Below are 26,412 nucleotides of genomic sequence, written 5' to 3'. Positions count from 1 at the left end.
AGGGGCTACCGGAACACTCAGTCACATTGCGAAAAATCCGGTTTGCGCTTCTGGAAAAATGCCTTGAAGGCTTCCTTCGCAGCAGGCGCAACCAGCATCGCACCGAAATGGCTGCTTTCTTCCAGCATCTGTGACTCGATGGCGGCGCGTTGTCCGGCCTTCATCAGCTGCTTGGTGATGCGGATCGATGAAGCTGGCAAGGCCGCCAGTTTGGCGGCCTGGGCGCGGGCAAAATCGAGCAGCTGATCGGCCGGCAACACCTTGTTGACCAGGCCCATTTGCTGCGCCTCGTCGGCCGAGAATGCTTCGCCTAGCAGCAGCTTTTCTGCCGCCCGCTGATAGCCGGCGATTTGCGGCAACAGCAGGCTTGATGCGGCTTCCGGGCACAAGCCCAGCTGCGAAAACGGCATCATCAATTTAGCGTTATCAGCGGCATAGACCAAGTCGCAATGCAGCAGCAACGTAGTGCCGATACCGACTGCGGCACCGGCGACCGCTGCCACGATCGGCTTGGTCGCATGGCTCAGGTTCCACAGGTACTGGTGCACCGGGCTGTCCATGCCTTGCGGCGGATTTTTCATGAAATCGTCGAGATCGTTACCCGCCGTAAAAATCTGCGGATGACCGGTGATCAGGATCACGCGTACGCCGGCATCGCTGTCAGCATCTTTCAATGCATCGGCCATGGCCTGATACATCGCCGCGGTGATCGCATTCTTTTTGTCGGGACGATTGAACTGCATCGTCAGAATCTGGTTTTCCTTGCTGATCAAGATGTCCATCTGGTCTCCTGGTGGGCGCTGCTGCGCTTTTTTTTGATAGCTGTTTTCAGACTTCCCGGCAGGACTGCAGCAAAGCCGTCCTGCCAGTCAAATTACATCCGCTCGAAAATCCCCGCTGCACCCATGCCGGTTCCCACGCACATCGTCACCATGCCGTACTTCAGGTTCTTGCGACGCAAGGCATGGATCACGGTGGCCGAACGGATCGCGCCGGTGGCACCCAGCGGATGGCCGAGCGCAATCGCGCCGCCCATCGGATTGACCTTGGCCGGGTCGAGTCCGAGGTCGTTGATCACCGCCAGCGATTGCGCGGCAAAGGCTTCGTTCAATTCGAACCAGTCGATCTGATCCTGCGTGATACCGGCTGCGCGCAACGCCGCAGGGATGGCTTCTTTCGGGCCGATCCCCATGATTTCCGGCGGTACGCCGCGTACCGCAAAGGACGCAAAGCGCGCCAGCGGCGTCAGATTGAATTGCTTCAGGATTTTTTCGCTGACGATAATCAGCGCACCGGCACCGTCCGACATCTGCGAGCTGTTACCGGCCGTGACCGAGCCCTTTGCCGCGAAGACCGGCTTGAGTTTGCCCAGTGACGCCAGCGTCGATTCGGCGCGCGCGCCTTCATCCTGATTGACAGTACGGGTGCGCAGATCGATCTGACCAGTGACCAGGTTCGGCACGCGCTCGATGATGTCGACCGAGGTCATTTCGTCATTGAACTCGCCGGACTGTTGTGCGGCGATGGCTTTCATGTGCGACGCCAGCGCGAACTGGTCCTGTGCTTCGCGCGAAACTTTCCATTGCTGTGCGACTTTCTCGGCCGTCAGGCCCATGCCGTACGCCATGCCGATATTGTCATCCTTGAAGATGTCCATGTTCATCGACGGATGGAAACCCATCATCGGCACCATCGACATCGATTCGACACCGGCGGCAATCATCACATCGGCCTGGCCAACACGAATCCGGTCGGCTGCCATCGCCACAGCAGTGATGCCGGAGGCGCAGTAGCGATTGACGGTGACGCCACCGACAGTCTTCGGCAGGCCCGCCAGCAGCACGGCCATGCGGCCGATGTTGAGGCCTTGCGCGCCTTCCGGAAACGAACAGCCGACGATGGCGTCTTCGATGGTGGCCGGGTCGAGGCCCGGCACCTGCAGCATGGCGGACTGGATCGCGCGCACCAGCAAATCATCCGGGCGGGTGCTGCGGAACATGCCACGCGGCGCTTTGCCGATCGGCGTGCGGGTGGCGGCGACGATGTAGGCTTCTTGAAGTTGTTTGGTCATTGGATTCTCCTGGTACTGCTTGGTGTCTGGTGGTGTCTGGTAGTGATCCCGGGTGGGGGCCGTGATGCAGGATGGGGACAGCATCAGCACACTGTCCCGCAGTCCGTCAGTCCGTCAGTTACGCACCGGTTTGCCGGTCTGCATCATTCCCATGATCCGCTCCTGCGTCTTCGGATGGTTCAGCAGTTCCATGAACGCCTTGCGCTCCAGGTCCAGCAGCCATTGTTCGTTGACCAGGCTGCCTTCATCGACATCGCCACCGCAGACGATCGCGGCAATCATGGCACCCAGCTTGAAGTCGTGCGCCGAGATGAATCCGCCATCACGCATGTTGACCAACTGGGCCGTGACGGTAGCGATGCCATACCGGCCAGCGACCGGGATCAGGGTTTTCATCGGTGCGCGATAACCGGCATCGAACATCGCACGGGCTTCGACCTTGGCGACATGCAGCAACTCATAGGCATTGAAGACGATGACATCGGTCGACTTCAGATAGCCCATCTTTTGCGCTTCGAGCGCGGACTTCGACACGGCAGCAGTGGCCGCATTGGTGAAGTAGTTTTTCAGGAACTGCAGCAGGTCGGTGCCTTTGGCATCGGCCGCAGCACGCACGGCCGCTTCCTTCAGACCACCACCGGCCGGGATCAAACCAACGCCCACTTCAACCAGACCGATGTACGACTCGATCGAGGCCACGCGACGTGCCGCATGCAGCATCAGTTCGCAGCCACCGCCCAGTGCCAGTCCTGCCACCGCAGCGACCACCGGGACGTTCGCATACTTCAGTGCCTGATGGGCTTGCTGCAGTTTTGCGACTTCCGGCTCGATCGCCTTGATGCCGCCCGACATGAACAGCGGCAGCATCGATTGCAGGTCCGCACCCGCCGAGAACGCGCCGCCTTCGGCCGCATCAGCGCTCCAGATCACCAGGCCTTTGTAGTTCGCTTCGGCTTCGGCAATTGCGCGCGACAGTCCGGCAATCACGCCTGCGCCGATGACATGCATTTTGGTTTTCAGCGACAGGATCAGGACGTCGTCATCCTGATGCCAGAGGCGTACCGATTCGTCTTCGAAGACGGTGGTGCCGGCAGTGCGTCCATCGATTGCACCGGCGCCGAGCACCGGCGCGCGGAATGCCTGGCGCTGATAAACAGCCAGTTCGGAGCGGCCGATGCTGGTTTTTTTCGCGGGCGAGAACGAACCCTCGGGTGCATGCACGCCGGTGCGGCCATCGAACACCCAGTCCGGCAATGGCGCGGTGCTGAGTGCCTTGCCGGCATCGATGTCTTCCTTGACCCAGGTAGCGACTTGCTGCCAGCCAGCGGCTTGCCAGGTTTCGAACGGTCCGAGGTTCCAGCCGAAGCCCCAGCGCAACGCGAAATCGACATCACGTGCGTTGTCGGCAATCGATTCCAGATGAAACGCGATGTAGTGGAATGCGTCACGGAAAATCGCCCACAGAAATTGTGCCTGCGGATTGGTCGAGTCGTGCAGCGCTTTCATGCGCTTGACCGGGTCTTTCTCTTTCAGGATGCGTGCGACCAGGTCATCGGCCTTGCCACCGCCGGTGACGTACTCGCCGCTGGCGGCATCGATGCGCTGGATGTCCTTGCCGACTTTTTTGTAGAAACCGGCACCGGCTTTCTGGCCGAGCGCGCCTTGCGCGATCAGTTTTTCGAGCAGCGGCGGCGTCGCGTAGGTGCTGTAGAACGGATCATCTTTCAGGTGATCCTGCATGGTGCGGATCACATGGCCCATGGTGTCCAGCCCGACCACGTCGGCGGTACGGAAGGTGCCCGACTTGGCGCGACCCAGCTTGGCACCGGTCAGGTCATCGACCACATCGACCGACAGGCCGAATTTATCGGCTTCGTGGATGGTCGCCAGCATGCCGAAAATACCGACGCGGTTGGCAATGAAGTTCGGTGTATCGATGGCGCGCACGACGCCCTTGCCCAGCGTCGAAGCGAGGAAGCCTTCGAGTTGGTCCAGGATGACCGGATTGGTCGCCACGGTCGGGATCAGTTCAACCAGGTGCATGTAGCGCGGCGGATTGAAAAAATGCACCCCGCAGAAACGCGCCTTGAGTTCGCTGTCGAAACCGTCGGACAGCGCCGTGATCGACAGGCCGGAGGTGTTCGAAGCAAAGATCGCATTCGGGGCGATATGCGGCGCGACCTTTTTGTACAAGTCGTGCTTCCAGTCCATGCGCTCGGCAATCGCTTCGATGATCAGGTCGCAACCGGCCAGCAGGTCGAGGTTGTCTTCGTAGTTGGCGACTTCGATCAGGGCAGCGTCATCTTTATTGCCGAAGGGCGCAGGGCTGAGTTTTTTCAGGTTCTCGATGGCGCGCAGGACGATGCCATTCTTGGCGCCTTCCCTGGCCGGCAGATCGAACAGGACCACGGGTACACGGGCGTTGATGCAGTGCGCAGCGATCTGCGCACCCATGACGCCGGCGCCGAGCACGGCGACTTTTTTGACGATGAAATTGGACATGACGGAAATCCTTGAAATGCCGCCACGTCCGGCACCGGCAAAGCGGTACCGGACGCGGCTGGTTGGTTGGCTTAAAACAGGTCGGCGTCGAGCGCCATCAGGCTGGCGCTACCGGAACGCGCCTGACGGATCAGCATCGCGGTTTCTGGCAGCAGGCGGGCAAAATAGAAGCGCGCCGTGCCGAGTTTCGATTGGTAGAACTTGTCGCCACCATCCTGTTTTTCGAGCGCGATCTTGGCCATGCGGGCAAAGAAGTACGCATACACCATGTGGCCGACCACGCGCAGGTACGGCACCGCTGCGGCACCGACTTCGTCCGGATTCTGGAATGCCTTCATGCCGATTTCCATGGTCAGCTTGGTGACCTTGTCGCCGAGGTCGGCCAGTGGCGTGATGAATTCGGCCATCGCTTCATCGGTACCGTTTTCTTCGACGAAGGCTTGCACTTTCGCGCCGAATTTGCGCAGCTTGGCGCCGTTATCCATCAGCACTTTGCGGCCCAGCAAATCCAGTGACTGGATCGTGTTGGTGCCTTCGTAAATCATGTTGATGCGCGAATCACGCACGTACTGCTCCATGCCCCATTCGGCAATGAAGCCGTGGCCGCCGTAGACCTGCAGCGCTTCCGAGGTCGCGATCCAGCCATTGTCGGTCAGGAAGGATTTGATGATCGGTGTCAGCAGCGCGACTTCATCGGCCGCTTCCTTGCGCACATCTTCGTCGGGATGATTGAGTTCCTTGTCGATCTGCAGCGCAACGTACGAACTGAAGGCACGGCCACCTTCGGCATAGGCCTTGGCAGTCAGCAGCATGCGGCGTACATCGGGATGGACGATGATCGGGTCGGCTGCTTTTTCGGGTGCCTTGACGCCGGTCAGGCTGCGCATTTGCAGGCGATCTTTGGCATACACCAGCGCATTCTGGAAAGCGACTTCGGTCAGCCCTAGCGATTGCATGCCAACGCCGAGGCGCGCTGCATTCATCATCACGAACATCGCGTTCAGACCCTTGTTCGGTTGGCCGATCAGCCAGCCGGTGGCTTCATCCATATTCATCTGGCAGGTTGAATTGCCGTGGATGCCCATTTTTTCTTCGATGGCACCACAGAAAATCGGATTGCGTGCGCCCACCGAACCATCGGCGTTGGGCAGGAATTTCGGCACGACGAACAGCGAAATGCCCTTGGTACCGGCCGGTGCATCCGGCAGGCGTGCCAGCACCAGATGGATGATGTTTTCCGACATGTCGTGCTCGCCGGCGGAAATGAAAATCTTGCCACCGCTGATCTTGAACGAGCCATCGGCCTGCGGTTCGGCTTTCGAGCGCAGCATGCCGAGGTCGGTGCCGCAATGCGATTCGGTCAGGCACATGGTGCCGGTCCATTCGCCCGAGACCAGCTTCGGCAGGTACAGCGCTTTCTGTTCCGGCGTGCCGTGTTCGTGCAGGCATTCATAGGCACCGTGCGACAGACCGGGATACATGGTCCAGGCCTGATTCGCTGAATTCATCATTTCATAAAACGAATTGTTGACCACCAGCGGCAAGCCCTGTCCGCCGAATTCGGGGTCGCACGAGACCGACGGCCAGCCGGCTTCGACGTATTGCTTGTAAGCGGCCTTGAAGCCTTTTGGCGGTGTCACTTCATGGGTCACCTTGTCAAGGTGGCAGCCTTCGCGGTCACCCGAATGATTCAGCGGGAACAGAATCTGCGAGGTAAATTTGCCGCCCTCTTCCAGTACCTGGTCGATCAGTTCGCGGTTGGTCTCGGCATGCTTGGGCATGGCCTTGAGTTCTTCTTCGACTTGCAGCAGTTCATGCAAAACGAATTGCATGTCACGTAAAGGTGCGATGTACTGGCCCATGATTTATTCTCCTGATAGATGATGGTTCAGGCTGTTTTATTGACAGCCGATGTTGGTTTATCTGAGGCCGGTTGGCCTGCTGCGTCGTTAGTTGCCAACGCGGGATTCTGGTAACTGTGCAACAACCGCTCGAACCCCAGATTGGCCCGGTCCACGCTGCCGGGTCGCTTGATGAATCGGGCATCGTGATGCAGGGCCAGGATCAATCCGTACATTTCGAAGACCATTTGCTGCGGATCGGTATCGGCGCGCAAATGGCCCATCTCGGTGGCCTGTTCAACGCAGCGAAACAGCGCTGCCTGCCAGGCCACGACCATGCCCTCCAGCTCTTCACGAATCACGCCAGGACGGTCGTCGTACTCGACTGCACCGCTGATGTAGATGCAGCCGGAGGCAATCTCGATCGTCACGCGCTTGATCCAGCGCGCAAACATGGCTTTGAGGCGCGGCAAGCCGCGGGGTTCCGTGACACTGGGGTAAAACACTTCCTGCTCGAAATGCTGGTGGTACAGCTTCAGCACTTCGATCTGCAGATCCTCCCGTGAGCCAAAATGGGCAAAGACGCCCGATTTGCTCATATTCATCTTGTCGGCCAACAGGCCGATGGTGAGTCCCTCGAGGCCGTCCCGACTGGACAAGTCGAGTGCGACATCAAGGATAGCGGCGCGGGTCAATTCACCTTTGCGCATGAACTTGGTCGATGCGTCTGAGCTGTTGCTTGCCACGGTCTATCCTGTCTGTGTATGGCCATGAAGACACCATGACCGTAAATAATCGTACGTTCGTACTATTATGCACCCCCCCTTAAAAGTAAAGAGGGAACTTAGAGTGGCAGTTCTATACAAGCAACACACCGTGCGGTGCGTCTTAAATAATGGGAAGACAGCTGTCAAATGGGTACTGCAGCGTCACGAACTGCTGCGTTCAAGCGCACGCCGGTCGCGCTTGGTGGGACGTCCCTTGAGCGTGGTACCGGGCTCCCGATACAGCTTGCGCTGCTCGGCATCGTTGTCACGGCGCCGGATGCTGTCCTGCGTCTCGGTGTACAGCGTGCGCGCCGCGTCCGCCGATCCGCGCACCTCCGCCAACGCCCGCACGTGGACGTCCCATTCCGTAGCGCCATTGTGGATAGACAGCAAGTCGCCCGGCTTGACGCTGTGCGCAGGTTTGGTCCGTGCGCCATTGAGGCGCACCTTGCCGTTATCGACGGCGTCGGTTGCGAGGGAACGGGTCTTGAAAAAACGCGCCGCCCAGAGCCACTTGTCGATGCGTACGGAAATACTGTCCATGGAAGCCCGTAGAGTTGGATTAGTCTGAATTGTAGCTGTAGCGGTCTACCTTTTCAGTCGCGCCTGCCGCACGGCCTCAATGCCGATTTTTTATCAATCAGCCAAGCAAAAAGTGCTGCCATGATGTAGCCTCCGTGTACAAAAATACTGGCTAATTACAACGGTGCCTGTCGGCAGCTCGCCCACCTCTCTTGACGGACCCAAAATTGTCTATTCCCGACCCCCAGCAACTCAAGATTCTGCTTGCCGCAGTCGCGCGCAAGGACCCGGCGGCATTTCGAAATATCTACGATGCAACTTCTCCGAAACTGTTTGGCTTTGCGCTGCGTATACTAGGCAAGCGCGAGTCTGCGGAAGAGGTGCTGCAGGAAAGTTTTGTCAGCATCTGGAATAACGCCGCAAGCTATCAGGCCAGTCTGGCCGCGCCAATGACATGGATGACCACGATCGTACGCAACAAGGCGTTTGATCTACTGCGCCGGGTGGAGCACACGGTCGAGATCGATGCAGACAACTTTGACAAGGATGTGATGGACGCACTTGAAAGCGCTGACCCGACACCGATCCAGACGCTGCAATTGACTCAGGAGTCGAAAATATTGGCGATTTGCTTCGGACGCATCGACGGACTGCATCGCCAGGCGATTGCAATGGCGTTTTATCACGACATGTCTCACAGCGAAGTCGCTGAACATTTGCATCTGCCAATCGGCACGGTCAAAACCTGGATCCGACGCGGGCTGGAGCGACTGCGGGTTTGTTTGAAGAAAGCAGAAGGAGAATGAACATTCTCGATAACGAAAAACTCATCGAACGCCTGAGTGCCGAATATGTGCTTGGCACCCTCAGAGGCGGCGCCCTGCGTCGCTTCGATGGATTGCTGGCGAACAGCGCCGTACTGCGTCGCGCCGTGGCGGAGTGGCAAGACCGCTTGTGTCCGATCGCCGAATTTGCATCAGCCGAACTACCACCGCCGCGTGTGTGGAGTGGTATCGCGCGCAAGTTGAATCTGCCGGACACGCAACGGACCAGCGACCGCTATGCATTCTGGCGCGGTTTGCGCGAAGACCTGGCGTTCTGGCGCGGACTTGGCATGGTCTCGACTGCGCTGGCGACCATATTGGTGGGTGTGCTGGTCACCCGGCAACCTGAGTCCGTCGCACCCGGCACGTCGTATGTGGCCATGCTGACGGATGATCAAGCCGTACCGGTGGCGCTGGCTACGGGGGATCCGGCAACCCGGCAAGTCACGATCAAACTCGTCAACCACCAGAATATCGCTGCCGACAAGAGTCTGGAATTGTGGGCGGTACCCAAGGACGGCATGCCGCGTTCCCTCGGCCTGCTGGCCAGCGATGGCAGCATCACTCTGCCGCTGCCGACCGACATGACGCCGCAATCGATCCCTCTGCTGGCAGTGTCGCTGGAGCCCAAAGGCGGCGCGCCGCTGCCGAAAAAAGGGCCAACCGGGCCGGTCATTTACAAGGGCGCGTGGGTGAAGGTGTAACATGACGGCGGCGGGAATCTGGTCGGGCATCATGAATACCGTCCAAAGGTGGCCAGGCGCAGGGCATTCCGGTAGAGGAAATACGCCATGCCGTACCAGATCCGTTCGAGCCGGCCGATGCCGGCGAATGCTTCGGGCGCAATCAGCGCACTGGCTGCAATGGCGCGTTCGAGATGACCGCGTAACGTCGTCGCGAACGCGGCGTCCTTGATGACAACGTTGGCTTCCTGATTCAGGAACAGGCTTAATCCGTCGTAGTTGCTGGAGCCGACGGTAGCCCAGTCGTCATCAATGACCGCCGCTTTGGCATGCAACTGGGTGCGGCGGAATTCGACCACCTTGACGCCACTCTCCAGCAACTTCGGATAAAACGAATGCGCCACCGCGTCCTGCATGCGGAACTGACCTACTCCCAGCAGCAGCGTCACATCAATACCGCGCAAGGCGGCTTGCGACAGCGCCTCGCGCATCTTGCGGCCCGGTGCGAAATACGGCGTGGTCAGGACGGCGCTCTTGTGGGCTCCGCCGAGTGCCCGCAACGTGGCACGCTGGATGGTGCGACGGTTGCGCAGATTGTCCCGGATCACCAGTCCGGCCAGCGCACTGCCGACACGACCCGCACGGCTCAGGATGCGTGTTTCACGAAATAATTCCCAGCGCACTTTGATTTTCAGGCTACCCAGGCGCAGCCATTGCGCCTCGGTTTCACGGTGCATCGCCGCCACCAGAGGACCACGGATTTCCACGGCAAAATCCCAGCGCGGCTCCGGCAAAACGCTGCGGGAGTCGTCGTCCGAGATCATGTCGTCATTGATGTTGAGTCCGCCGATAAAGGCAAGCGAGCGGTCGACCACGCACATTTTGCGATGCGTACGCGCCAGACCGCGCCGAAACCACGGATTGAAACTCCGATGGTGGACACCGGCAGCGCGAAACTCGGCGTCCAGCAGGCCCGACTGCGCCCGGCCGGTGCCGATCCAGTCCGTAACCACATAGACCATCACGCCGCGGCTGGCTGCGCGGATCAACGCCGCCTTGACGCTGGCGCCAATCGCATCGTCCGCAAAGATGTAGGTCTCCAGATGAATTTCGGCACTCGCAACGTCAAGCGCGTTGATCAGCGCAGGGAAAAACTCTGCACCGCACTCAAGCAGCCTGAGCTGATTGTCAGCGACAAAGCTTACTGTGCGCATCGCGGCAACCCGGTTCGGTTCATGTCAGCTGGAGCGTCGCAACGATCGGTGCATGATCGGACAGGCGCGCCCACAGCGCACCGTGCAGCACCTCGGCAGACTCGACCCGAAAGCCGCGCACATAGATCCGGTCCAGTTGCAGGAAAGGCATCGCTGCCGGGAATGTGCGGGCAGGCTGAATTTTTGGCGTCGCGCCGCGCAGGCGACTCAGGAAGCTGCCCATGCCGAAGCGCGGTGCACGCTCGTCGAATACTTCATTGACACCAAGCCGGCTGCGCATCATCTCGCTCAGACTATTACCCCAGTCATTGAAATCACCGGCGATGATCACCGGCGCACCAGGTGGCGCCGAGTCCTGCACCGCCTCGATCAATGCATCAGCCTGACGCCGACGCCCTCCGGCAAACAGGCCCAGGTGGACCACGTAGCAGTGCACATCCAGTCCATCGTTGTGGATCACACAATGCAGGATGCCGCGTGCTTCGTACTTGTGGTCCGACACATCCTGGTTGCGCGATGAGGCAATCGGGAAATTGCTCAGCAGTGCATTGCCATGATGGCCGTGGTCGTATACCGCGTTCATGCCATAAGCGCTCTGGTGCGAATCGCCCGCCAGGAATTCATACTGGGACTGACCCGGCCATGCAGCGGCATGACGCGCCGCCAGCAGGTCATGCCGACCCTGTACTTCCTGCAAAAAATAGACGTCGGCCTGCATGGTCGTCAGCGCCTGCTTCAGCGCAACGATGCGTGGCTTGCTGCCGAACGAGGACACGCCCTTGTGGATGTTGTAAGTCGCAATACGGATTTTCATGTAGTGCCTGGTGGCTCCGGTGCACGCAGTCTGGCGGGTAGTTGCAAGATAGCCTCGGCATTCGACGGAGAGAAACATTGATCGGCAGCCAGATGATACGGGAGCCACTGGTACTGCGTATGTTCGCGAGCAGACAGAGTGATGACGATATCGCGCGGCACTTGCAGGCTGAAGACGTGTTCGGTGTTGCGTGTGACGCCCGGTGCGTAGCGGTGCCGCCAGACCGGATAGATGTCATAGAGGTTTTCCTGCAGCCAGTCGCGCAGGTCGGACGGCGCGGGCGCACCGCCGCGGGTGATCAGAATGCCGGTTTCTTCTGCCACCTCGCGGGCGGCGGTAAAGGCCAGCGGTTCGTCCGGCGCATCCTTCGAGCCTGTGACGGATTGCCAGAAACCGGGCTTGTCGACCCGTTCGATCAGCAGTACGTCGAGCTCGGTGGTATGGATGACTACCAGTACGGATTCGGGGATCTTGAATTGGGGTGTGGTCATGGAGGGGAGCGGTGAACGATGGACGATAAACGATGAACAAACAAGCGAAAAAAAAGGCGCGAAAACTCGCGCCTTTTGATTATGCCCTGAAACGACTTTAGCCTTTGACCACCGGCTCGACACTGCGCAAGCGGATGTGCAACTCGCGCAGCTGCTTCTCGTCGACAGCCGATGGCGCCTGCGTCAGCAGACATTGCGCACGCTGAGTTTTCGGGAAGGCGATCACGTCGCGGATCGAATCGGCACCGGTCATCATCGTGACGATGCGATCCAGGCCGAACGCCAGACCACCATGCGGCGGTGCACCGTATTGCAACGCATCGAGCAGGAAGCCGAACTTCAGCTGCGCTTCATCGTCGTCGATCTTCATCGCGCGGAAGACCTTGCTTTGCACTTCAGCGCGATGGATACGGATCGATCCGCCGCCCAGTTCCCAACCGTTCAGGACCATGTCGTAGGCTTTGGCGATGCACTTGCCCGGATCGGTTTCGAGGAAATCTTCGTGGCCGTCTTTGGGCGCCGTGAACGGATGGTGCGCGGCATGCCAGCGGTCGCCCTCTTCGTCGTATTCGAACATCGGAAAATCGACTACCCACAATGGCTTCCAGACATCATCGAACAGGTCGTGCTTCTTGCCGAAATCGGAATGGCCGATTTTGACGCGCAGCGCGCCGATGGCATCGTTGACGACCTTGGCCTTGTCGGCGCCAAAGAAAATCAGGTCGCCGTCCTGCGCACCGGTCAGTTCCAGGATGCGGGTCAATGCGGCGTCATGCAGGTTCTTGACGATCGGTGACTGCAGGCCATCGCGGCCCTTGGCGATCTCGTTGACCTTGATGTAGGCCAGACCCTTGGCGCCATAGATCGCGACGAACTGGGTGTAGGCATCGATTTCCGAACGCGGCATCGCGCTGCCACCCGGCACGCGCATACCCACCACACGACCGCCGAGCATGTTGGCCGCACCCGAAAAGACCTTGAAATCGACATCCTTCATCACGTCGGTGAGATCGGTGAACGCCAGCTTGACGCGCATGTCGGGCTTGTCGGAACCGTACATGCCCATCGCTTCGGCATACGGCATCACCGGGAACGGGTTCGGCAGGTCGATGTCGAGTGCGTTCTTGAAGACCAGCCGGATCATGCCCTCGAACATGTCACGGATTTCCTGCTCGTTCATGAACGAGGTTTCGCAATCGATCTGGGTAAATTCGGGCTGGCGATCGGCACGCAGGTCTTCGTCGCGGAAGCATTTGACGATCTGGTAGTAGCGGTCGAAGTTGGCCACCATCAACAATTGCTTGAACAGTTGCGGCGACTGCGGCAGCGCAAAGAACTGGCCGGCATTGACGCGCGATGGCACCAGATAATCGCGCGCGCCTTCGGGCGTCGACTTGGTCAGCATCGGTGTTTCGATGTCGATGAAGCCATGCTGGTCGAGGAACTTGCGCACCTCCATCGTCACCTTGTAGCGCAGGCGCAGGTTGTTCTGCATCTGCGGACGGCGCAGATCCAGCACGCGGTGCGTCAGGCGGGTGGTTTCGGACAGATTGTCGTCATCCAGCTGGAACGGCGGCGTCACCGACGGGTTCAGGACTTCCAGCTCTTCGCACAGGACTTCGATCTTGCCCGAGGCCAGGTTGCTGTTGATGGTGCCGTCAGGACGCAGGCGCACCACGCCGGTGACGCGCATGCAGAATTCATTGCGCACGATTTCGGCGGTGCTGAAGACCTCGGCCTGCTCGGGATTGCAGACTACCTGTACCAGACCTTCGCGATCACGCAGGTCGATGAAGATCACGCCACCGTGATCGCGCCGGCGATGTACCCAGCCGCACAGGCTGACGGTTTGGCCGAGAAGCGCCTCTGTAGTGAGGCCGCAGTATTGGGTTCGCATGGACATGTTCGGTTTCCGTATTCAGTGATTCGATTGTTCTGTGGTGCCTGCGCCGCAGCTAGCTGACTAGCTAACGACCTTCGCAGGATCAATGATGATTTTCTTTTCAAAATGCTCGGGAGCGACGACGCCCATCGAGACAATGTATTTCAGCGCTGCATCGACCGTCATGTCGAGTTCGATGGTCTCGTTGCGCGGCACCATCAGGAAAAATCCCGAGGTGGGGTTCGGTGTCGTCGGCACATAAATACTGATGAAGTCGCCCGTCAGATGATTGCGTACATCGCCACCCGGCACACCGGTGAGGAAAGCAATGGTCCAGCTGCCGCGCCGCGGATACTCGACCAGCACCGCCTTGCGAAAGGCATTGCCCGACGATGACAGCAAGGTATCCGAAACCTGCTTGACGCTGGAATAGATCGAATTGACTACCGGGATGCGGGTCAGCAGACGCTCCCACCAGATGACCACATGATTGCCGACAAAGTTGCGCGTCGCCAGTCCCGTAAAAAAGATGATCAGCAGCGTCAGGATGGTGCCCAGTCCGGGAATCGCAAATCCGAACAGCACTTCGGGCCGCCAGCGCGCCGGCAACAGCAACAGCGACTGGTCCATCGTGCCGATAATCAGATTGACCACCCACAACGTGATGGCGAGCGGGACCAGGATCAGCAGGCCGGTGACAAAATATTTACGAATCATGGTGACGAGACCTTGTTGCCACGTTGGTGGCGGATCGGGGAAAATCAGGTGCCCGACGGAGTGCTACCGCCGGAATCGGATTTGGCCGGCGCTGCTGCAGGCGCTGGTGCTGCGGCCGGTGTCGCTGGCTTGTCCTGACCAGAGACCGGTGCCGCGCTTTCGCCGGATTTGGACGCAGGTTCTGCCGCGCTGACCGGTGGCACTGCACTACCGGTGCCGCCACGGAAATCGGTGGCATACCAGCCGGTACCCTTGAGCTGGAAACCGGCAGCTGTCAGCTGTTTCTTGAAGGTCGATTTGCCGCAGCTCGGGCAATCGGTCAACTTCGGATCGGATATCTTTTGCAGCACATCCTTGGCAAAACCACACGCTTCACAGCGGTACGCGTAAATCGGCATGAAAAAATCCCCGCAAAATGCGTTCAAAGCCTTGGATTATAAAGGTTTTCGAGGTGAAACCGATGGGTGATTATGGTTGTGGTCACGGTACCGCCGTGGCGACCCGTGCCGTAACTTGGAGCAAGTTGGGCTTTGCAGCATAACCCACCGCTGACCGTTTCATGCACGGCCGGAATCGTAGACTGAGCTGCAAACATAATCACAGTGACGTTGCCGAATCGTTGGGCTGCAAAGCCCAACATGCGTCAAACTTCCTGTGAGGTGGTTATACGGTCGTCGGTAGCAGACGTTGTTAGCGCTCCGAAGCATCCAGCCACGCGCTACCCGACGCAGCACACCGCTTCCGTCTACATTGACCGCCTACGGAACTTGACGCATATTGGGCTTGGCAGCCCAACCTACAGTCGGTAGCTTGCGTAATGAAGTTTGCGGCCCGACGAACACCTTGAAGGGGCTGGCTGCAAAGCCCAATCTCCGGACGGCGGTCTTGTCCACCGGTAGCGACAAGAGCAATACCGGCCCATTTCAGCTTGCGCTGGCAATCACAACGCGTGCCGGGGGGCGCTACGCATTACCTGCGGCATCAATGACCCGAGCAACATCCCACCCAGACTGGCCAGCACCCCCACCAGTTGCGGCGGCCAGAAACCCTCCGGGGCAAACAGCTCGAACAACACCCAGCTCGACAAGCCAAGGATGATCGATGCCAGCGCCCCCTGTCGGGTGGCCGGCTTCCAGTACAGGCCAAACGCCAGTGGCACGAACGCCGCCACCAGCGTGATCTTGTAGGCATTCTCGACCATCTTGTAGATACTGGACTGGCTGTTGAGCGCAAAGACGGTCACGATCACGGTGAATATCAGGACCACGCAGCGCATGCCGAACAGGAATTGCTTGTCGGTTTGTGGCGGCAACAAGCCCTTCAGGATGTTTTCGGTGAAGGAAATGGAGGGGGCCAGCAAGGTCGCGCTGGCGCAGCTTTTGATGGCCGACAGCAGCGCGCCGAAAAACATCACCTGCGCGATCAGCGGCACCTTGGTCATGATCAGTGTCGGCAGGATCAGCTGCGGGTCGGTGTCAATCAGGCCCGCGACCATCTGCGGATCGATCAGCGTGGCGGAATAGGCCAGGAACATCGGGATGAACGCGAAACAAAAATACAGCACGCCACCAAGGATGGAGGCGCGGCCGGCAATTTTTTCATTTTTCGAGGCAGCCACGCGCTGGAATACATCCTGCTGCGGAATCGAACCCAGCATCATCGTGATCCACGCCGCGCCGAACCACAGCATCTCGCGCGCACTGGGCGCCGGCCAGAAATCGAGCTTGCCGGCATTGGCCGCATGCGCCACCACGACCGAGGCGCCACCGGCCATGGCCGAGACTTCCCAGCCGATGTACAGCATACCGACGACGATGATGATCATCTGCAGAAAGTCGGTAATGGCGACCGACCACATGCCGCCCATCAGCGTATAGACCAGCACGCTGGCCGCGCCGATGATCATGCCGGTCTCCATCGGAATGTAGCCACCCGAGACGACATTGAAGACCAGTCCGAGCGCCTTGATCTGGGCTGCGACCCAGCCGAGGTACGACACCACGATGCACAGCGTGACCAGCACTTCGACGGCACGACCGAACTTGTTGCGGTAGAAGTCACCGATGGTCAGCAGGTTCATGCGGTACAGCGGACGGGCGAAGAACAGGCCAACCAGCACCAGGCACAGGGAAGAGCCGAACGGATCGGCCACCACGCCACGCAAACCCTCCTTGACGAAGGTCGATGAAATACCGAGCACGGCTTCCGAGCCGAACCAGGTCGCGAACACGGTTGCCGTCACGACCGACATGGGCAACGAGCGACCGGCAACGGCGAAGTCGCGCGAATTCTTGACGAAGCGCGCCGCATACAACCCGATACCAACCGAAATCACCCAGTAGAGAATGACAAACCAGATCAGGGCGTGCATGGCGGCTCCTTGGGCGCGAAGTGGGTGAATGACGCAGGGTCAGCGGGCGAGATCGCCGCTGAACCGATTTAAAAATTATCGGCGAATTATAACGATGATTCGCGGCAATTAATGGTCATGCGATCCCGACGCGGCAGTTAACGCCGGCGCCATAACTGCCAGCGTTCCTTGCCCTCGAATACCGCAATCGATTGCTCCGCCGCCGCATCCTCCAGCAATGCAAAGTACGGTTGCATCGCACTGTCCAGTGCAGCCCGGTCGGCGCCAAACGGCGGCCCTTTGGGCGCCGTATCATAAAAGAAAAATCCGCCCAGCAGCGCGCCGGGTGCCAGCAACGCGGCCCAGTGCGCAATCACCGCCGGCCAGCGCGCCCGTGGCAGCGCACACAGAAATGCTCGCTCATACATGAAGCCGACGGGTTGCGGTGGCACAAAGCTGAAAAAGTCGGCTTGCTGCACATGGCCGGCAAATTCGCCCAGCGCCGCTTTCGCCGCTGCCACCGCAGCCGGTGAAAAATCGATCGCAGTGACATCCCATCCGGCCTGCGCCAGATGCCGCACTTCATAACCCAGACCGCAGCCCGGAATCAAGGTCGTCAGCGGCGCTGGCGCCTGCGCCACAAAGCGCGCCAGCTGGGGCGGCACACCACCCTGATCCCAGGGCATGAACTGGTGTTCGAAGCGTTCGTCCCAGAATCCCGGAGCGAGCGGATCACGCTGAACAAACTGCGGTACCGGGCGCATCCTAAAACGACCAGGACAGCCAGCGCCCGACAAAACGCATCAGCAACAAACCACCCAGCAAACCACCGGCAAAATACACCACGGTGCCGATCAGGCGGTTGGTGCGCTGCTGTTCGGCCAGCAGCGCGACCAGCAGGACCTTGTTGTCGTCTTGCGGCAATGTCATCTGCAGCAGTGCCTGATGCGCCAGGCGCGGCAATTGCGGAATCAACTTGTTGTAATGCGGCGCTTCGGCTTTCAGGCGATCGAGCAAGCCGCGCCAGCCGATCTGCTCCTGCATCCAGCGTTCGAGATAGGGCTTGGCGGTTTTCCAGAGATCCAGATCCGGATCGAGCTGGCGTCCCAGGCCTTCGATATTGAGCAGCGTCTTTTGCAGCAGGACCAGTTGCGGCTGCACTTCGACATTGAAGCGGCGCGAGGTCTGGAACAGGCGCAACAGGACCTGGCCGAACGAAATATCTTTCAGCGGTCGGTCGAAGATCGGCTCGCAACAGGCCCGCACTGCTGATTCGAGTTCATCGACCCGGGTGTTTTTTGGCGCCCATCCCGATTCGATGTGGGCTTCGGCCACGCGCTTGTAATCGCGCTGGAAAAACGCCAGGAAATTCTGCGACAGGTAATCCTTGTCGAAGTCAGTCAGCGTACCGACGATGCCGAAATCAAGCGCAATGTAACGGCCCAGCGTGGCAGGTTCGATCGAGACCAGGATATTCCCGGGGTGCATGTCGGCGTGAAAAAAACCGTCGCGGAACACTTGCGTGAAAAAGATTTCAATGCCGTCGCTGGACAGTTTTTTCATGTCGACACCGGCAGCAAGCAGTCTGTCGATCTGCGAAATCGGCACGCCTTTCATGCGCTCCATCACGATCACTGACGACGAGCAGTAATCCCACATCATCTCCGGCACCATCAGCAGCGTCGACTCGGCAAAGTTACGCCGCAGCTGGCTGCCGTTGGCTGCTTCCCGCATCAGATCGAGTTCATCGTGCAGATATTTGTCGAACTCGCCGACCACTTCGCGCGGCTTGAGTCGCTTGGCATCCGCCCACAGGCGCTCGACCAGACCGGCCGCCACGTGCATCAGCGCGACGTCTTCATCAATCGATTTTTTCATGCCGGGACGCAGCACCTTGACGGCCACTTCACGGCCATCTTTCAGTACCGCAAAGTGCACCTGCGCAATCGATGCCGAGGCCACCGGCACCCGCTCGAAACTGGCGAACAACTCGGACGGATGGGCGCCCAGCGATTTGGTGATCAGGGCAATCGCCACTTCGGAATCGAACGGCGGCACGCGGTCCTGCAGGCGCGTGAGTTCATCGGCGATGTCGGCCGGCATCAGATCGCGCCGGGTCGACAGGACCTGGCCGAACTTGACGAAGATCGGGCCGAGTTCTTCCAGCGCACGGCGCAAACGCTCGCCACGCGGCGCCGAAATATCACGCCAGAAAATCAGCGTGTCGATCAGTTTGGCAATCCGTGGAATCTTCAGGCCCGACATCGCAATGTCGTCCAGTCCGTACTTGATCGCAACCCGGCCAATCTTGAATACCCGCAGCAATTTGAAGATCATTGCGCGCGCCCTTTCAGGCGTTCGATCCGCTTGGCCATCCGTTGGACATCGTCGCGCAGGCGCGCCACATCTGTTGCAAAGTCACGTACCGCTTGCGGGCGCATCAACATCGGATTCTCTTCAAGAAAATATTCGGCCGTGGTTTCGGCCAGCTTCTGGTGGGTGCTGCTGATGTTCTGTACCAGCGACTTCGCGCCGGCAACAATCCGCACGGCGGCGATGTCGCCAACCAGGCGGCTCAGATCGGCCTCGGCTTCCCAGCGCAGTGACTGACCGAGTTGCGAAATCGTGTTGGCCAGGTCGGCGTCGCCCTCGATCGTCACATACGAAAAAGCCCGTGCGCGGTTTTGCAGGATCAGCGGCACATCGGCCGGCTTGATACGGATCGTGACTTGCGGCACCGCACCGGCATCGGCATTGCGCACCATGCCATCGGGCGTAATCTGCATCGTCAGGGTCAGCAGGCCGAGGTCAAAGCAGGCGACCTTGCCGGCATGCGCGATCAGCCGGGTGCGCGCCCACGGCTCCTGTTCGAGCAAGTGGTTGATGGCGGCGGGTACAACTTGGGGGAGCGGAGAGAGTGTCATCGTCAATAAAAAAACCGCCCGTGACCATACACGGGCGGTTTTGAGTTTATCAGTTTGCCGGCGTTATTTGCGCTGACGCCAGGACATCCTGCAATTAAGACAATTGCTGGATTCCGGCGAGTATCCAGCCACCGCCACCGGAGAGCGGTTTGGACAGATTCCAGGCCTCGGCGAACGGCGCTGCCGGGGCGCTCTCGGACTCCTTGATCATGCCGGAGAACTTGACGCTGGCGAGGTAGTCGTTGCCCACCGTTTCGACGCCGAGCAGTTCTGCATCGAGCGTGACCACGTCGGTGTTGTTCGGCGACGGACCGCGTTCCTGGATTTGCAAACGCAGCTCGGCGAACATTTCCGACGAGGTGAATTCACGGATGTCGTTGATATCGGCCTTGTCCCAGGCGGCTTGCAGGCGGATGAAGTAGGTCTTGGCATTCCGCAAAAAACCTGGCACATCGAAGTCTGCCGGCACGCCCCATGGCGCGCTGGCTGCACCGACCGCTGCGCCTGCCAACGTCACCGATTGCAGTGCCGCAGGCTGGTAATTGGATGGCTCGATACGGGAACCGATTTCAGGGGTGTAGCCGCCGCTGTTGCTAGCGCTACCACCCATGCTGCTGCGTGCGTCATAGGCATAGCCCGGCTTGCTGGTGCTGTCATCGGATTTGCGCTTGAACATGCGGAAGATGAAGAACGCCGCCGCCGCCAGCAAACCCACCATCAGCAAGGTACTGATCATGCTGGCCATTGCGCCACCCAGACCAAAGTGTGACAGCATTGCGCCCAGACCCAGTCCCAGCAGCGCACCACCCAGCATGCCGCGCCATGGGCTGGCAGGCTTCGGTGGCGTCACGCCGGGAGCCGGTGCTGCAGCGGGTGCCGGACGCGCCTGACTGGCGGCTTGCGACGACTGGCTTGGCGCTTGCCGGCTGACACCTTGCGATTGCCTGCCGAACGAACCGCCGCCGCCCAGACGCCGGGCTTCGACATTTGCCGCGACCATGGTCATCGCGCTGAACGCGAGCATCAGTACTAACAGGGTTTTTTTCATGCCATGCTCCTAGAATTTGATACCGGTGTGTAGTGCAGCCACACCTGCTGTGAGATTGAAATAGTCGACCCGGCCGAAACCGGCATCCTGCATCATCGTCTTCAGGGTTTCCTGGTCGGGATGCATGCGGATCGATTCGGCCAGATAGCGGTAACTGTCGGCGTCGCCGGCAATGCGCTGCCCCAGCCAGGGCAGGACGGAAAACGAATACACGTCATACGGCTTTTGCAATACCGGCGTGACTTTTGAGAACTCCAGCACCAGCAGCTTGCCACCCGGCTTCAGCACACGTCGCATTTCTGCCAGCGCCGCATCCTTGTGGGTCATGTTGCGCAAACCGAAGGCGACACTGACGCGGTCGAAATAATTATCCTGAAACGGCAACTTTTCTGCGTCGCATAACAAGGTGGGGGTTCCCAGTCCATTGTTCAAGAGCCGGTCACGGCCGACACGCAGCATCGATTCGTTGATATCGGTCAGCCAGACTTCACCGCTGGGACCGGCCTTGCGGGCGAAGGCCTTGGCCAGGTCGCCGGTACCACCGGCAATGTCGAGCACCTTGAAACCGGGACGGATACCTGCCTGGGCGATCGTGAAGGCTTTCCAGAGCCGGTGCAGGCCGCCCGACATCAGGTCATTCATGACGTCGTACTTGGCCGCGACCGAGTGAAATACTTCGGCGACTTTATGCACCTTGTCTTGTTCGTCAACGGTCTGGTAGCCGAAGTGGGTGGTGTTGGTCATGGATGAACTCGGTTGCGCTGCTATCAGTAGGGGGGATGCTCAGGACTTGCTGCCGCAGCTCTTGCCTGCGCCAGTCGACTTGGCGAATGCAACAACATCACGGCCGGACTCGCCCTCGTACCCTGCCGCCTGCAGGCGCGCCATGTAGTCGGCCCACAGAGACGGCTGGTTTTCACCGAGCCAGTGCAGATACTCCCACGAAAAAATCCCGGTATCGTGCGCATCCGAAAAATGCGGTTGCACGGCATAATTGCCGACCGGCTCCAGCGCGGTCATGTCGACCTCGCGCTTGCCGGTCTGCAGCGTTTCCTGGCCGGGGCCGTGGCCGCGGACTTCCGCTGACGGCGAATACACGCGCAGCAGTTCAAATGGCAGCGTGAAGGTCTGGCCATCGTCGAAACCGATTTCCAGCATGCGCGACTTGCGATGCACGGTCAGCCCGGTCGGGCTGGCCTTGGGAGGGGATTGCTTGGAACCTGCCATGTCGAATATCCGGAAAAATGTGTTGTCAGGGTCTGAATTCAGGGTGTGAACTCAGTGCCCAAAATGAAGCAGCAGCGCCGCGCGCAAGACCGGCAGCAAGGCGCAGCGTTCAGCCAGCGTATGGGGCGATGGTACACGTGCTGGCGCGGCCCAGACCGGCGCCGGAAAATGCGCGTCGTCCGTGAAACGCGGAATCACGTGCCAGTGCAGGTGCGGCACCATGTTGCCGAGCGCCGCGAGGTTGATCTTGTGCGGCGCCATGACCTCGCGCAGAGCCATTTCAACCTTGCACACCGCCGCCATCAGCGTGCTGCGTTCGGCCGGTAGCAGATCGGTCATTTCGGCGACATGAGCGGTCCAGACGACCCGACAAAAACCGGGGTAGCCCGCGTCGTCGACCAGCAGCACCCGGAATTGGTCGTTGCTGACGATGACTTCGCCGCCATCGTTGTTGCACAATTCGCAGCCCGGCAACTTGTCCGCCATGACTAGACCAGAATCCGTTCGATGCCGCCGTTATTGGCACGCGCGACATACTCGGGCATCCAGTTCGGTCCGAGGATGTGACGGGCCATTTCCACCACGATGTAATCGGCATCGGTGCCGGCATCGTCATCGTAACGTGACAAGCCTTGCAGACACGACGGGCAGCTGGTCAGGATCTTGACGTCGCCCATAAAACCATCGGCACGGACCTTGTCGACGCCCTTGACCATTTCCTCTTCCTTGCGGAAACGGATCTGGGTCGAGATGTCGGGGCGGGCCACGGCCAGCGTGCCGGATTCGCCGCAGCAGCGATCGTTCTTTTCGATCTTCTTGTCATCGATCGTGGTGATCAGGCTGTTGACGGTTTTCAGCGGGTCCTGCAGCTTCATCGGGCTGTGGCACGGGTCGTGATACATGTAGCGGGTCCCGGTGACGCCTTCCAGCCGGACGTTCTTTTCGAGCAGGAATTCATGGATGTCGATGATGCGGCAACCCGGGAAAATCTTCTCGAATTCATAGCCCTGCAACTGGTCGTAACAGGTACCGCAGGACACCACGACGGTCTTGATGTCGAGATAGTTGAGCGTATTGGCCATCCGGTGGAACAGCACCCGGTTGTCGGTGATGATCTTTTCCGCCTTGTCGAAATCGCCCGAGCCGCGTTGCGGATAACCGCAGCAGAGATAGCCCGGCGGCAGCACCGTTTGCACGCCGGCATGCCAGAGCATCGCTTGCGTGGCCAGGCCGACTTGCGAGAACAACCGTTCCGAGCCGCAACCCGGGAAGTAGAACACCGCTTCGGTATCGGCCGTGGTGTTTTGCGGATCGCGGATCACCGGGACGATCTTGTCGTCTTCGATATCGAGCAAGGCACGCGCGGTCTTTTTCGGCAGATTGCCGGGCATCTTCTTGTTGATGAAGTGGATGACCTGCTCGCGGATCGGTGCCTTGCCGTGGGTTGATGGCGGCGCCTTGGTCTGCTTTCTGGCGAACTTTTTCAGCAGGTCGTGGCCCAGTCGCTGGGCTTTGTAACCCCAGCCGATCATGACCTGGCGAGTCGCGTTGATGGTCGCAGGATCGGTCGCATTGAGAAAGAACATCGATGCGGCAGTACCCGGATTGAAGGATTTCTTGTCCATCTTGCGCAGCAGGTTGCGCATGTTCATCGACACTTCACCGAAGTCGATATCGACCGGGCAAGGCGTCAGGCACTTGTGGCAGACCGTGCAATGGTCGGCGACATCCTCGAACTCTTCCCAGTGCTTGATCGAAATCCCGCGCCGGGTCTGCTCTTCGTACAAAAAGGCTTCGACCAACAGCGACGTGGCGAGAATTTTATTGCGTGGCGAATACAGCAGGTTGGCACGCGGCACATGCGTCGCGCAGACCGGTTTGCATTTTCCGCAACGCAGGCAATCCTTGATGCTGGTCGCAATCGCGCCGATATCGCTTTGCTGCATGATCAGCGACTCATGGCCCATCAGGCCGAACGATGGCGTGTAGGCATTGCGCAGGTCGGCTTCCAGACCCGGCATGTCCATCATCTTGCCCTTGTTGAAGCGCCCCTCCGGATCGACGCGCATCTTGTAGGCGCGGAAGTCCTTGATCTCGTCGTTGGTCAGAAACTGCAGCTTGGTGATGCCGATACCGTGCTCGCCTGAAATCACGCCATCCAGCGAACGCGCCAGAATCATGATGCGTGCCACCGCCGCGTGGGCGTCCTGCAACATGTCGTAATCATCGGAATTGACCGGCAAATTGGTATGCACATTGCCATCACCCGCATGCATGTGCAGCGCCACAAAAACACGGCCACGCAGGATGCGTTTGTGAATGGCAGTGCACTCGTCGAGAATCGGCTTGAAGGCCGCGCCGCTGAAAGCCAGGCGCAATGGGGCGCGCACTTCGGTTTTCCAGGAAATACGGATGGTGCGGTCCTGCGCCACATCGAAGACGGTCGCATCGGGTTGCTGCAGCAGACGTGCATCGAAGCTTGCGGCCAGCTTGTGCATGCCGAGCGCGACCAGTTCCGTTCTGGCATCGGCCAGCGGCAGATCGAGGTTGGCCAGCACATAGGTCCAGCGTGCATGGGTCACATCGAGCAGTGCTTGCGCTTGCGTGACGCGGTCTTCCAGCATTTCTGCGGCCGGAATGTCGTCGCCGTCGGCGTCTTCGTTCTTGCCCAGTGGCAGGTTGCCCTTGCTGAAAAATTCGCTGAGTGCCGTAACCAGCTGCAACTTGTTCTTGATCGACAGTTCGATGTTGATACGCTCGATGCCGTCGGTGTATTCGCCCATCCGGTTCAGCGGAATCACGACGTCTTCGTTGATCTTGAAGGCGTTGGTATGGCGGGCAATCGCGGCGGTGCGGGCACGGTCGAGCCAGAATTTCTTGCGGGCTTCCGGACTGACCGCGACAAATCCTTCGCCGACATGCTTGTTGGCCATGCGCACGACTTCCGAAGCCGCCTGCGCGACGGCGACATCATCGTCGCCGACGATGTCGCCGAACAGCACCATTTTCGGCAGCACGCCGCGCTTGGATTTGGTGGCGTAGCCGACGGCGCGCAAATAACGCTCGTCCAGATGTTCGAGGCCGGCCAGGATCGCTCCGCCCTTGCGGGTTTCACCGTCGAGGTAATCCTTGATTTCGACAATCGATGGAATCGCTTCGCGCGCCTGGCCAAAAAATTCCAGGCAGATGGTGCGCGTGTGCTTCGGCATCTTGTGCAGAATCCAGCGCGCCGACGTGATCAGGCCGTCGCAACCTTCTTTCTGGATACCCGGCAGGCCGGACAGGAATTTGTCGGTCACGTCCTTGCCGAGGCCTTCCTTGCGGAACGAGCGGCCGGGGATGTTCAGGGTTTCGGTCTTGAACGGCGGATTGACCACGCCGTATTCGGCAGGATGGGTCCAGACCAGTTCGAACGTCGCCATCGGTGCATCGTGGATTTTGCTCAGGTTGTGGCCGATGCGGGTGACTTCGAGCCAGTCGCCATTCGGATCAACCATCTTCCAGCTGGCGAGATTGTCCAGCGCGGTGCCCCACAGGACGGCTTTTTTGCCACCCGCGTTCATGGCGACATTGCCGCCGATACAGGATGCTTCGGCCGAGGTCGGATCGACGGCGAACACGAAACCGGCTTTTTCAGCGGCGTCAGAGACGCGCTTGGTCACCACGCCTGCGCCGGAATAAATGGTTGCATAATCGCGCTCGACACCGGGCAGCCGCGTCATTTCGACGGCGCCTAGCTGTTCGAGTTTTTCGGTATTGATTACGGCCGACAACGGCGTCAGCGGAATTGCACCGCCGGTGTAACCGGTGCCGCCGCCGCGCGGGATGATGGTCAGTCCAAGTTCGATGCAGCCTTTTACGAGGCCGGCCATCTCGTTTTCGGAGTCTGGCGTGAGCACCACGAACGGATATTCGACCCGCCAGTCGGTGGCGTCGGTGACATGCGAGACGCGCGACAAGCCGTCGAACTTGATGTTGTCTTTCTGGGTGTAGCGCGCCAGGACCTTGTTGGTACGCTTGCGCAAATCGTAGGTGCGGCGGAATTCGTCACCAAAATCTGCTACGGTCTTGCGTGCTGCACGCAATAACGCTTCGACGCTGGCGCTGCGGCGCATCGCTGCGGCGTCGCCGACTTCGGCCAGATCGGTGGTGATGCGGCGCTTGTCGATTTCGCCCAGACGGTGATTGAGTGCGTCGATCAATGCCTGACGCCGCTTCGGATTGTCGAGCATGTCGTCCTGCAGGTACGGATTGCGCCGGACCACCCAGATATCTCCCAGCACTTCGTACAACATGCGCGCCGAGCGACCGGTCTGGCGGGCGCCGCGCAGTTCATCGAGCAGATGCCAGGACTCTTCGCCGAGCAGGCGGATGACGATCTCGCGATCAGAAAAAGAGGTGTAATTGTAGGGAATTTCACGCAAGCGCGATGGCGCTGCGGCGTGACCGCCGTCTGCGAGTAAGGACTGAATATGTGCCGGGGCGTTCATCGATGATGTCCTGCGTGATTCTAAAAAAAGCATTTTAGCGTATTG

The 26,412-nt window shown here is 59.6% G+C and carries 23 protein-coding genes; 2 read left to right on the top strand and 21 right to left on the bottom strand.

Annotation, left to right across the window (positions count from 1 at the left end; all coding sequences use genetic code 11):
- Nucleotides 1-17: 17 nt before the first annotated feature.
- The 6 genes from ABD720_RS10420 to ABD720_RS10395 form a co-directional block, all read right to left on the bottom strand.
- On the bottom strand, nt 18-782 hold the full coding sequence (locus ABD720_RS10420; protein ID WP_344763215.1) for an enoyl-CoA hydratase: 765 nt from the start codon (nt 780-782) through the stop codon (nt 18-20).
- 92 nt (nt 783-874) lie between these two features.
- On the bottom strand, nt 875-2,071 hold the full coding sequence (locus tag ABD720_RS10415; RefSeq protein WP_344763214.1) for an acetyl-CoA C-acyltransferase: 1,197 nt from the start codon (nt 2,069-2,071) through the stop codon (nt 875-877).
- 114 nt (nt 2,072-2,185) lie between these two features.
- On the bottom strand, nt 2,186-4,573 hold the full coding sequence (locus tag ABD720_RS10410; RefSeq protein WP_344763213.1) for a 3-hydroxyacyl-CoA dehydrogenase/enoyl-CoA hydratase family protein: 2,388 nt from the start codon (nt 4,571-4,573) through the stop codon (nt 2,186-2,188).
- A 71-nt stretch (nt 4,574-4,644) separates the two neighbouring features.
- Entirely contained in the window at nt 4,645-6,435 is a 1,791-nt protein-coding gene (locus ABD720_RS10405) for an acyl-CoA dehydrogenase C-terminal domain-containing protein (RefSeq protein ID WP_344763212.1), read from the bottom strand.
- A gap of 26 nt (nt 6,436-6,461) precedes the next feature.
- On the bottom strand, nt 6,462-7,124 hold the full coding sequence (locus ABD720_RS10400; protein ID WP_344763676.1) for a TetR/AcrR family transcriptional regulator: 663 nt from the start codon (nt 7,122-7,124) through the stop codon (nt 6,462-6,464).
- A 219-nt stretch (nt 7,125-7,343) separates the two neighbouring features.
- Nucleotides 7,344-7,724: an RNA-binding S4 domain-containing protein gene (locus ABD720_RS10395; protein ID WP_344763211.1), complete on the bottom strand. Its 381-nt coding sequence runs from the start codon at nt 7,722-7,724 to the stop codon at nt 7,344-7,346.
- Nucleotides 7,725-7,930: 206 nt separating this feature from the next.
- On the opposite strand from ABD720_RS10395, the gene ABD720_RS10390 reads away from it, so the two are divergent.
- Both ABD720_RS10390 and ABD720_RS10385 read left to right on the top strand, forming a co-directional pair.
- Nucleotides 7,931-8,509, top strand: coding sequence for a sigma-70 family RNA polymerase sigma factor (locus tag ABD720_RS10390; protein ID WP_344763210.1), 579 nt, complete (start codon nt 7,931-7,933; stop codon nt 8,507-8,509).
- Nucleotides 8,506-9,231: an anti-sigma factor gene (locus tag ABD720_RS10385; protein WP_344763209.1), complete on the top strand. Its 726-nt coding sequence runs from the start codon at nt 8,506-8,508 to the stop codon at nt 9,229-9,231. The genes ABD720_RS10390 and ABD720_RS10385 overlap by 4 nt, the downstream gene beginning before the upstream one ends.
- Nucleotides 9,232-9,260: 29 nt before the next feature.
- On the opposite strand, the gene ABD720_RS10380 is transcribed toward ABD720_RS10385, so the two are convergent.
- The 15 genes from ABD720_RS10380 to ABD720_RS10310 form a co-directional block, all read right to left on the bottom strand.
- The gene (locus ABD720_RS10380; protein ID WP_344763208.1) at nt 9,261-10,424 is read right to left on the bottom strand and encodes a phospholipase D-like domain-containing protein; all 1,164 of its coding nucleotides are present in this window, start codon (nt 10,422-10,424) and stop codon (nt 9,261-9,263) included.
- A gap of 19 nt (nt 10,425-10,443) precedes the next feature.
- Nucleotides 10,444-11,238, bottom strand: a complete 795-nt coding sequence (locus ABD720_RS10375) for an endonuclease/exonuclease/phosphatase family protein (RefSeq protein WP_344763207.1) — start codon at nt 11,236-11,238, stop codon at nt 10,444-10,446.
- A complete protein-coding gene (nudB, locus tag ABD720_RS10370; protein ID WP_344763206.1) occupies nt 11,235-11,729 on the bottom strand; it encodes a dihydroneopterin triphosphate diphosphatase in 495 nt (164 codons plus the stop codon). The genes ABD720_RS10375 and nudB overlap by 4 nt, the downstream gene beginning before the upstream one ends.
- Nucleotides 11,730-11,826: 97 nt before the next feature.
- On the bottom strand, nt 11,827-13,632 hold the full coding sequence (aspS, locus tag ABD720_RS10365; protein WP_344763205.1) for an aspartate--tRNA ligase: 1,806 nt from the start codon (nt 13,630-13,632) through the stop codon (nt 11,827-11,829).
- Between the two features lie 60 nt (nt 13,633-13,692).
- On the bottom strand, nt 13,693-14,325 hold the full coding sequence (locus ABD720_RS10360) for a DUF502 domain-containing protein (protein ID WP_344763675.1): 633 nt from the start codon (nt 14,323-14,325) through the stop codon (nt 13,693-13,695).
- Between the two features lie 47 nt (nt 14,326-14,372).
- Entirely contained in the window at nt 14,373-14,726 is a 354-nt protein-coding gene (locus tag ABD720_RS10355; RefSeq protein ID WP_344763204.1) for an FmdB family zinc ribbon protein, read from the bottom strand.
- A gap of 542 nt (nt 14,727-15,268) precedes the next feature.
- A complete protein-coding gene (locus tag ABD720_RS10350; protein WP_344763203.1) occupies nt 15,269-16,699 on the bottom strand; it encodes a high affinity choline transporter 1 in 1,431 nt (476 codons plus the stop codon).
- Between the two features lie 137 nt (nt 16,700-16,836).
- Complete coding sequence (locus ABD720_RS10345) at nt 16,837-17,442, bottom strand: methyltransferase domain-containing protein (protein ID WP_344763202.1); 606 nt, start codon at nt 17,440-17,442, stop codon at nt 16,837-16,839.
- 1 nt (nt 17,443) lies between these two features.
- Entirely contained in the window at nt 17,444-19,015 is a 1,572-nt protein-coding gene (gene ubiB / locus ABD720_RS10340; RefSeq protein ID WP_344763201.1) for a ubiquinone biosynthesis regulatory protein kinase UbiB, read from the bottom strand.
- The gene (locus ABD720_RS10335) at nt 19,012-19,602 is read right to left on the bottom strand and encodes a ubiquinone biosynthesis accessory factor UbiJ (RefSeq protein WP_344763200.1); all 591 of its coding nucleotides are present in this window, start codon (nt 19,600-19,602) and stop codon (nt 19,012-19,014) included. The genes ubiB and ABD720_RS10335 overlap by 4 nt, the downstream gene beginning before the upstream one ends.
- A 94-nt stretch (nt 19,603-19,696) precedes the next feature.
- Nucleotides 19,697-20,650 carry a Tim44 domain-containing protein gene (locus tag ABD720_RS10330; RefSeq protein ID WP_344763199.1) on the bottom strand — a complete coding sequence of 318 codons (954 nt, stop codon included), beginning with the start codon at nt 20,648-20,650 and terminating at the stop codon, nt 19,697-19,699.
- 9 nt (nt 20,651-20,659) lie between these two features.
- Nucleotides 20,660-21,394, bottom strand: coding sequence for a bifunctional demethylmenaquinone methyltransferase/2-methoxy-6-polyprenyl-1,4-benzoquinol methylase UbiE (gene ubiE / locus ABD720_RS10325; protein ID WP_344763198.1), 735 nt, complete (start codon nt 21,392-21,394; stop codon nt 20,660-20,662).
- A gap of 39 nt (nt 21,395-21,433) precedes the next feature.
- Complete coding sequence (locus tag ABD720_RS10320; RefSeq protein WP_344763197.1) at nt 21,434-21,877, bottom strand: gamma-butyrobetaine hydroxylase family protein; 444 nt, start codon at nt 21,875-21,877, stop codon at nt 21,434-21,436.
- 51 nt (nt 21,878-21,928) lie between these two features.
- Entirely contained in the window at nt 21,929-22,363 is a 435-nt protein-coding gene (locus ABD720_RS10315) for an HIT family protein (protein WP_344763196.1), read from the bottom strand.
- A 2-nt stretch (nt 22,364-22,365) separates the two neighbouring features.
- On the bottom strand, nt 22,366-26,367 hold the full coding sequence (locus ABD720_RS10310) for a DUF3683 domain-containing protein (protein ID WP_344763195.1): 4,002 nt from the start codon (nt 26,365-26,367) through the stop codon (nt 22,366-22,368).
- Nucleotides 26,368-26,412 lie beyond the last annotated feature (45 nt).

Source organism: Actimicrobium antarcticum, from assembly GCF_039536745.1.
Classification (GTDB): domain Bacteria; phylum Pseudomonadota; class Gammaproteobacteria; order Burkholderiales; family Burkholderiaceae_D; genus Actimicrobium; species Actimicrobium antarcticum.
Note: the sequence above shows the minus strand (reverse complement) of the source record. Positions and strands in the feature narration are given on the sequence as shown.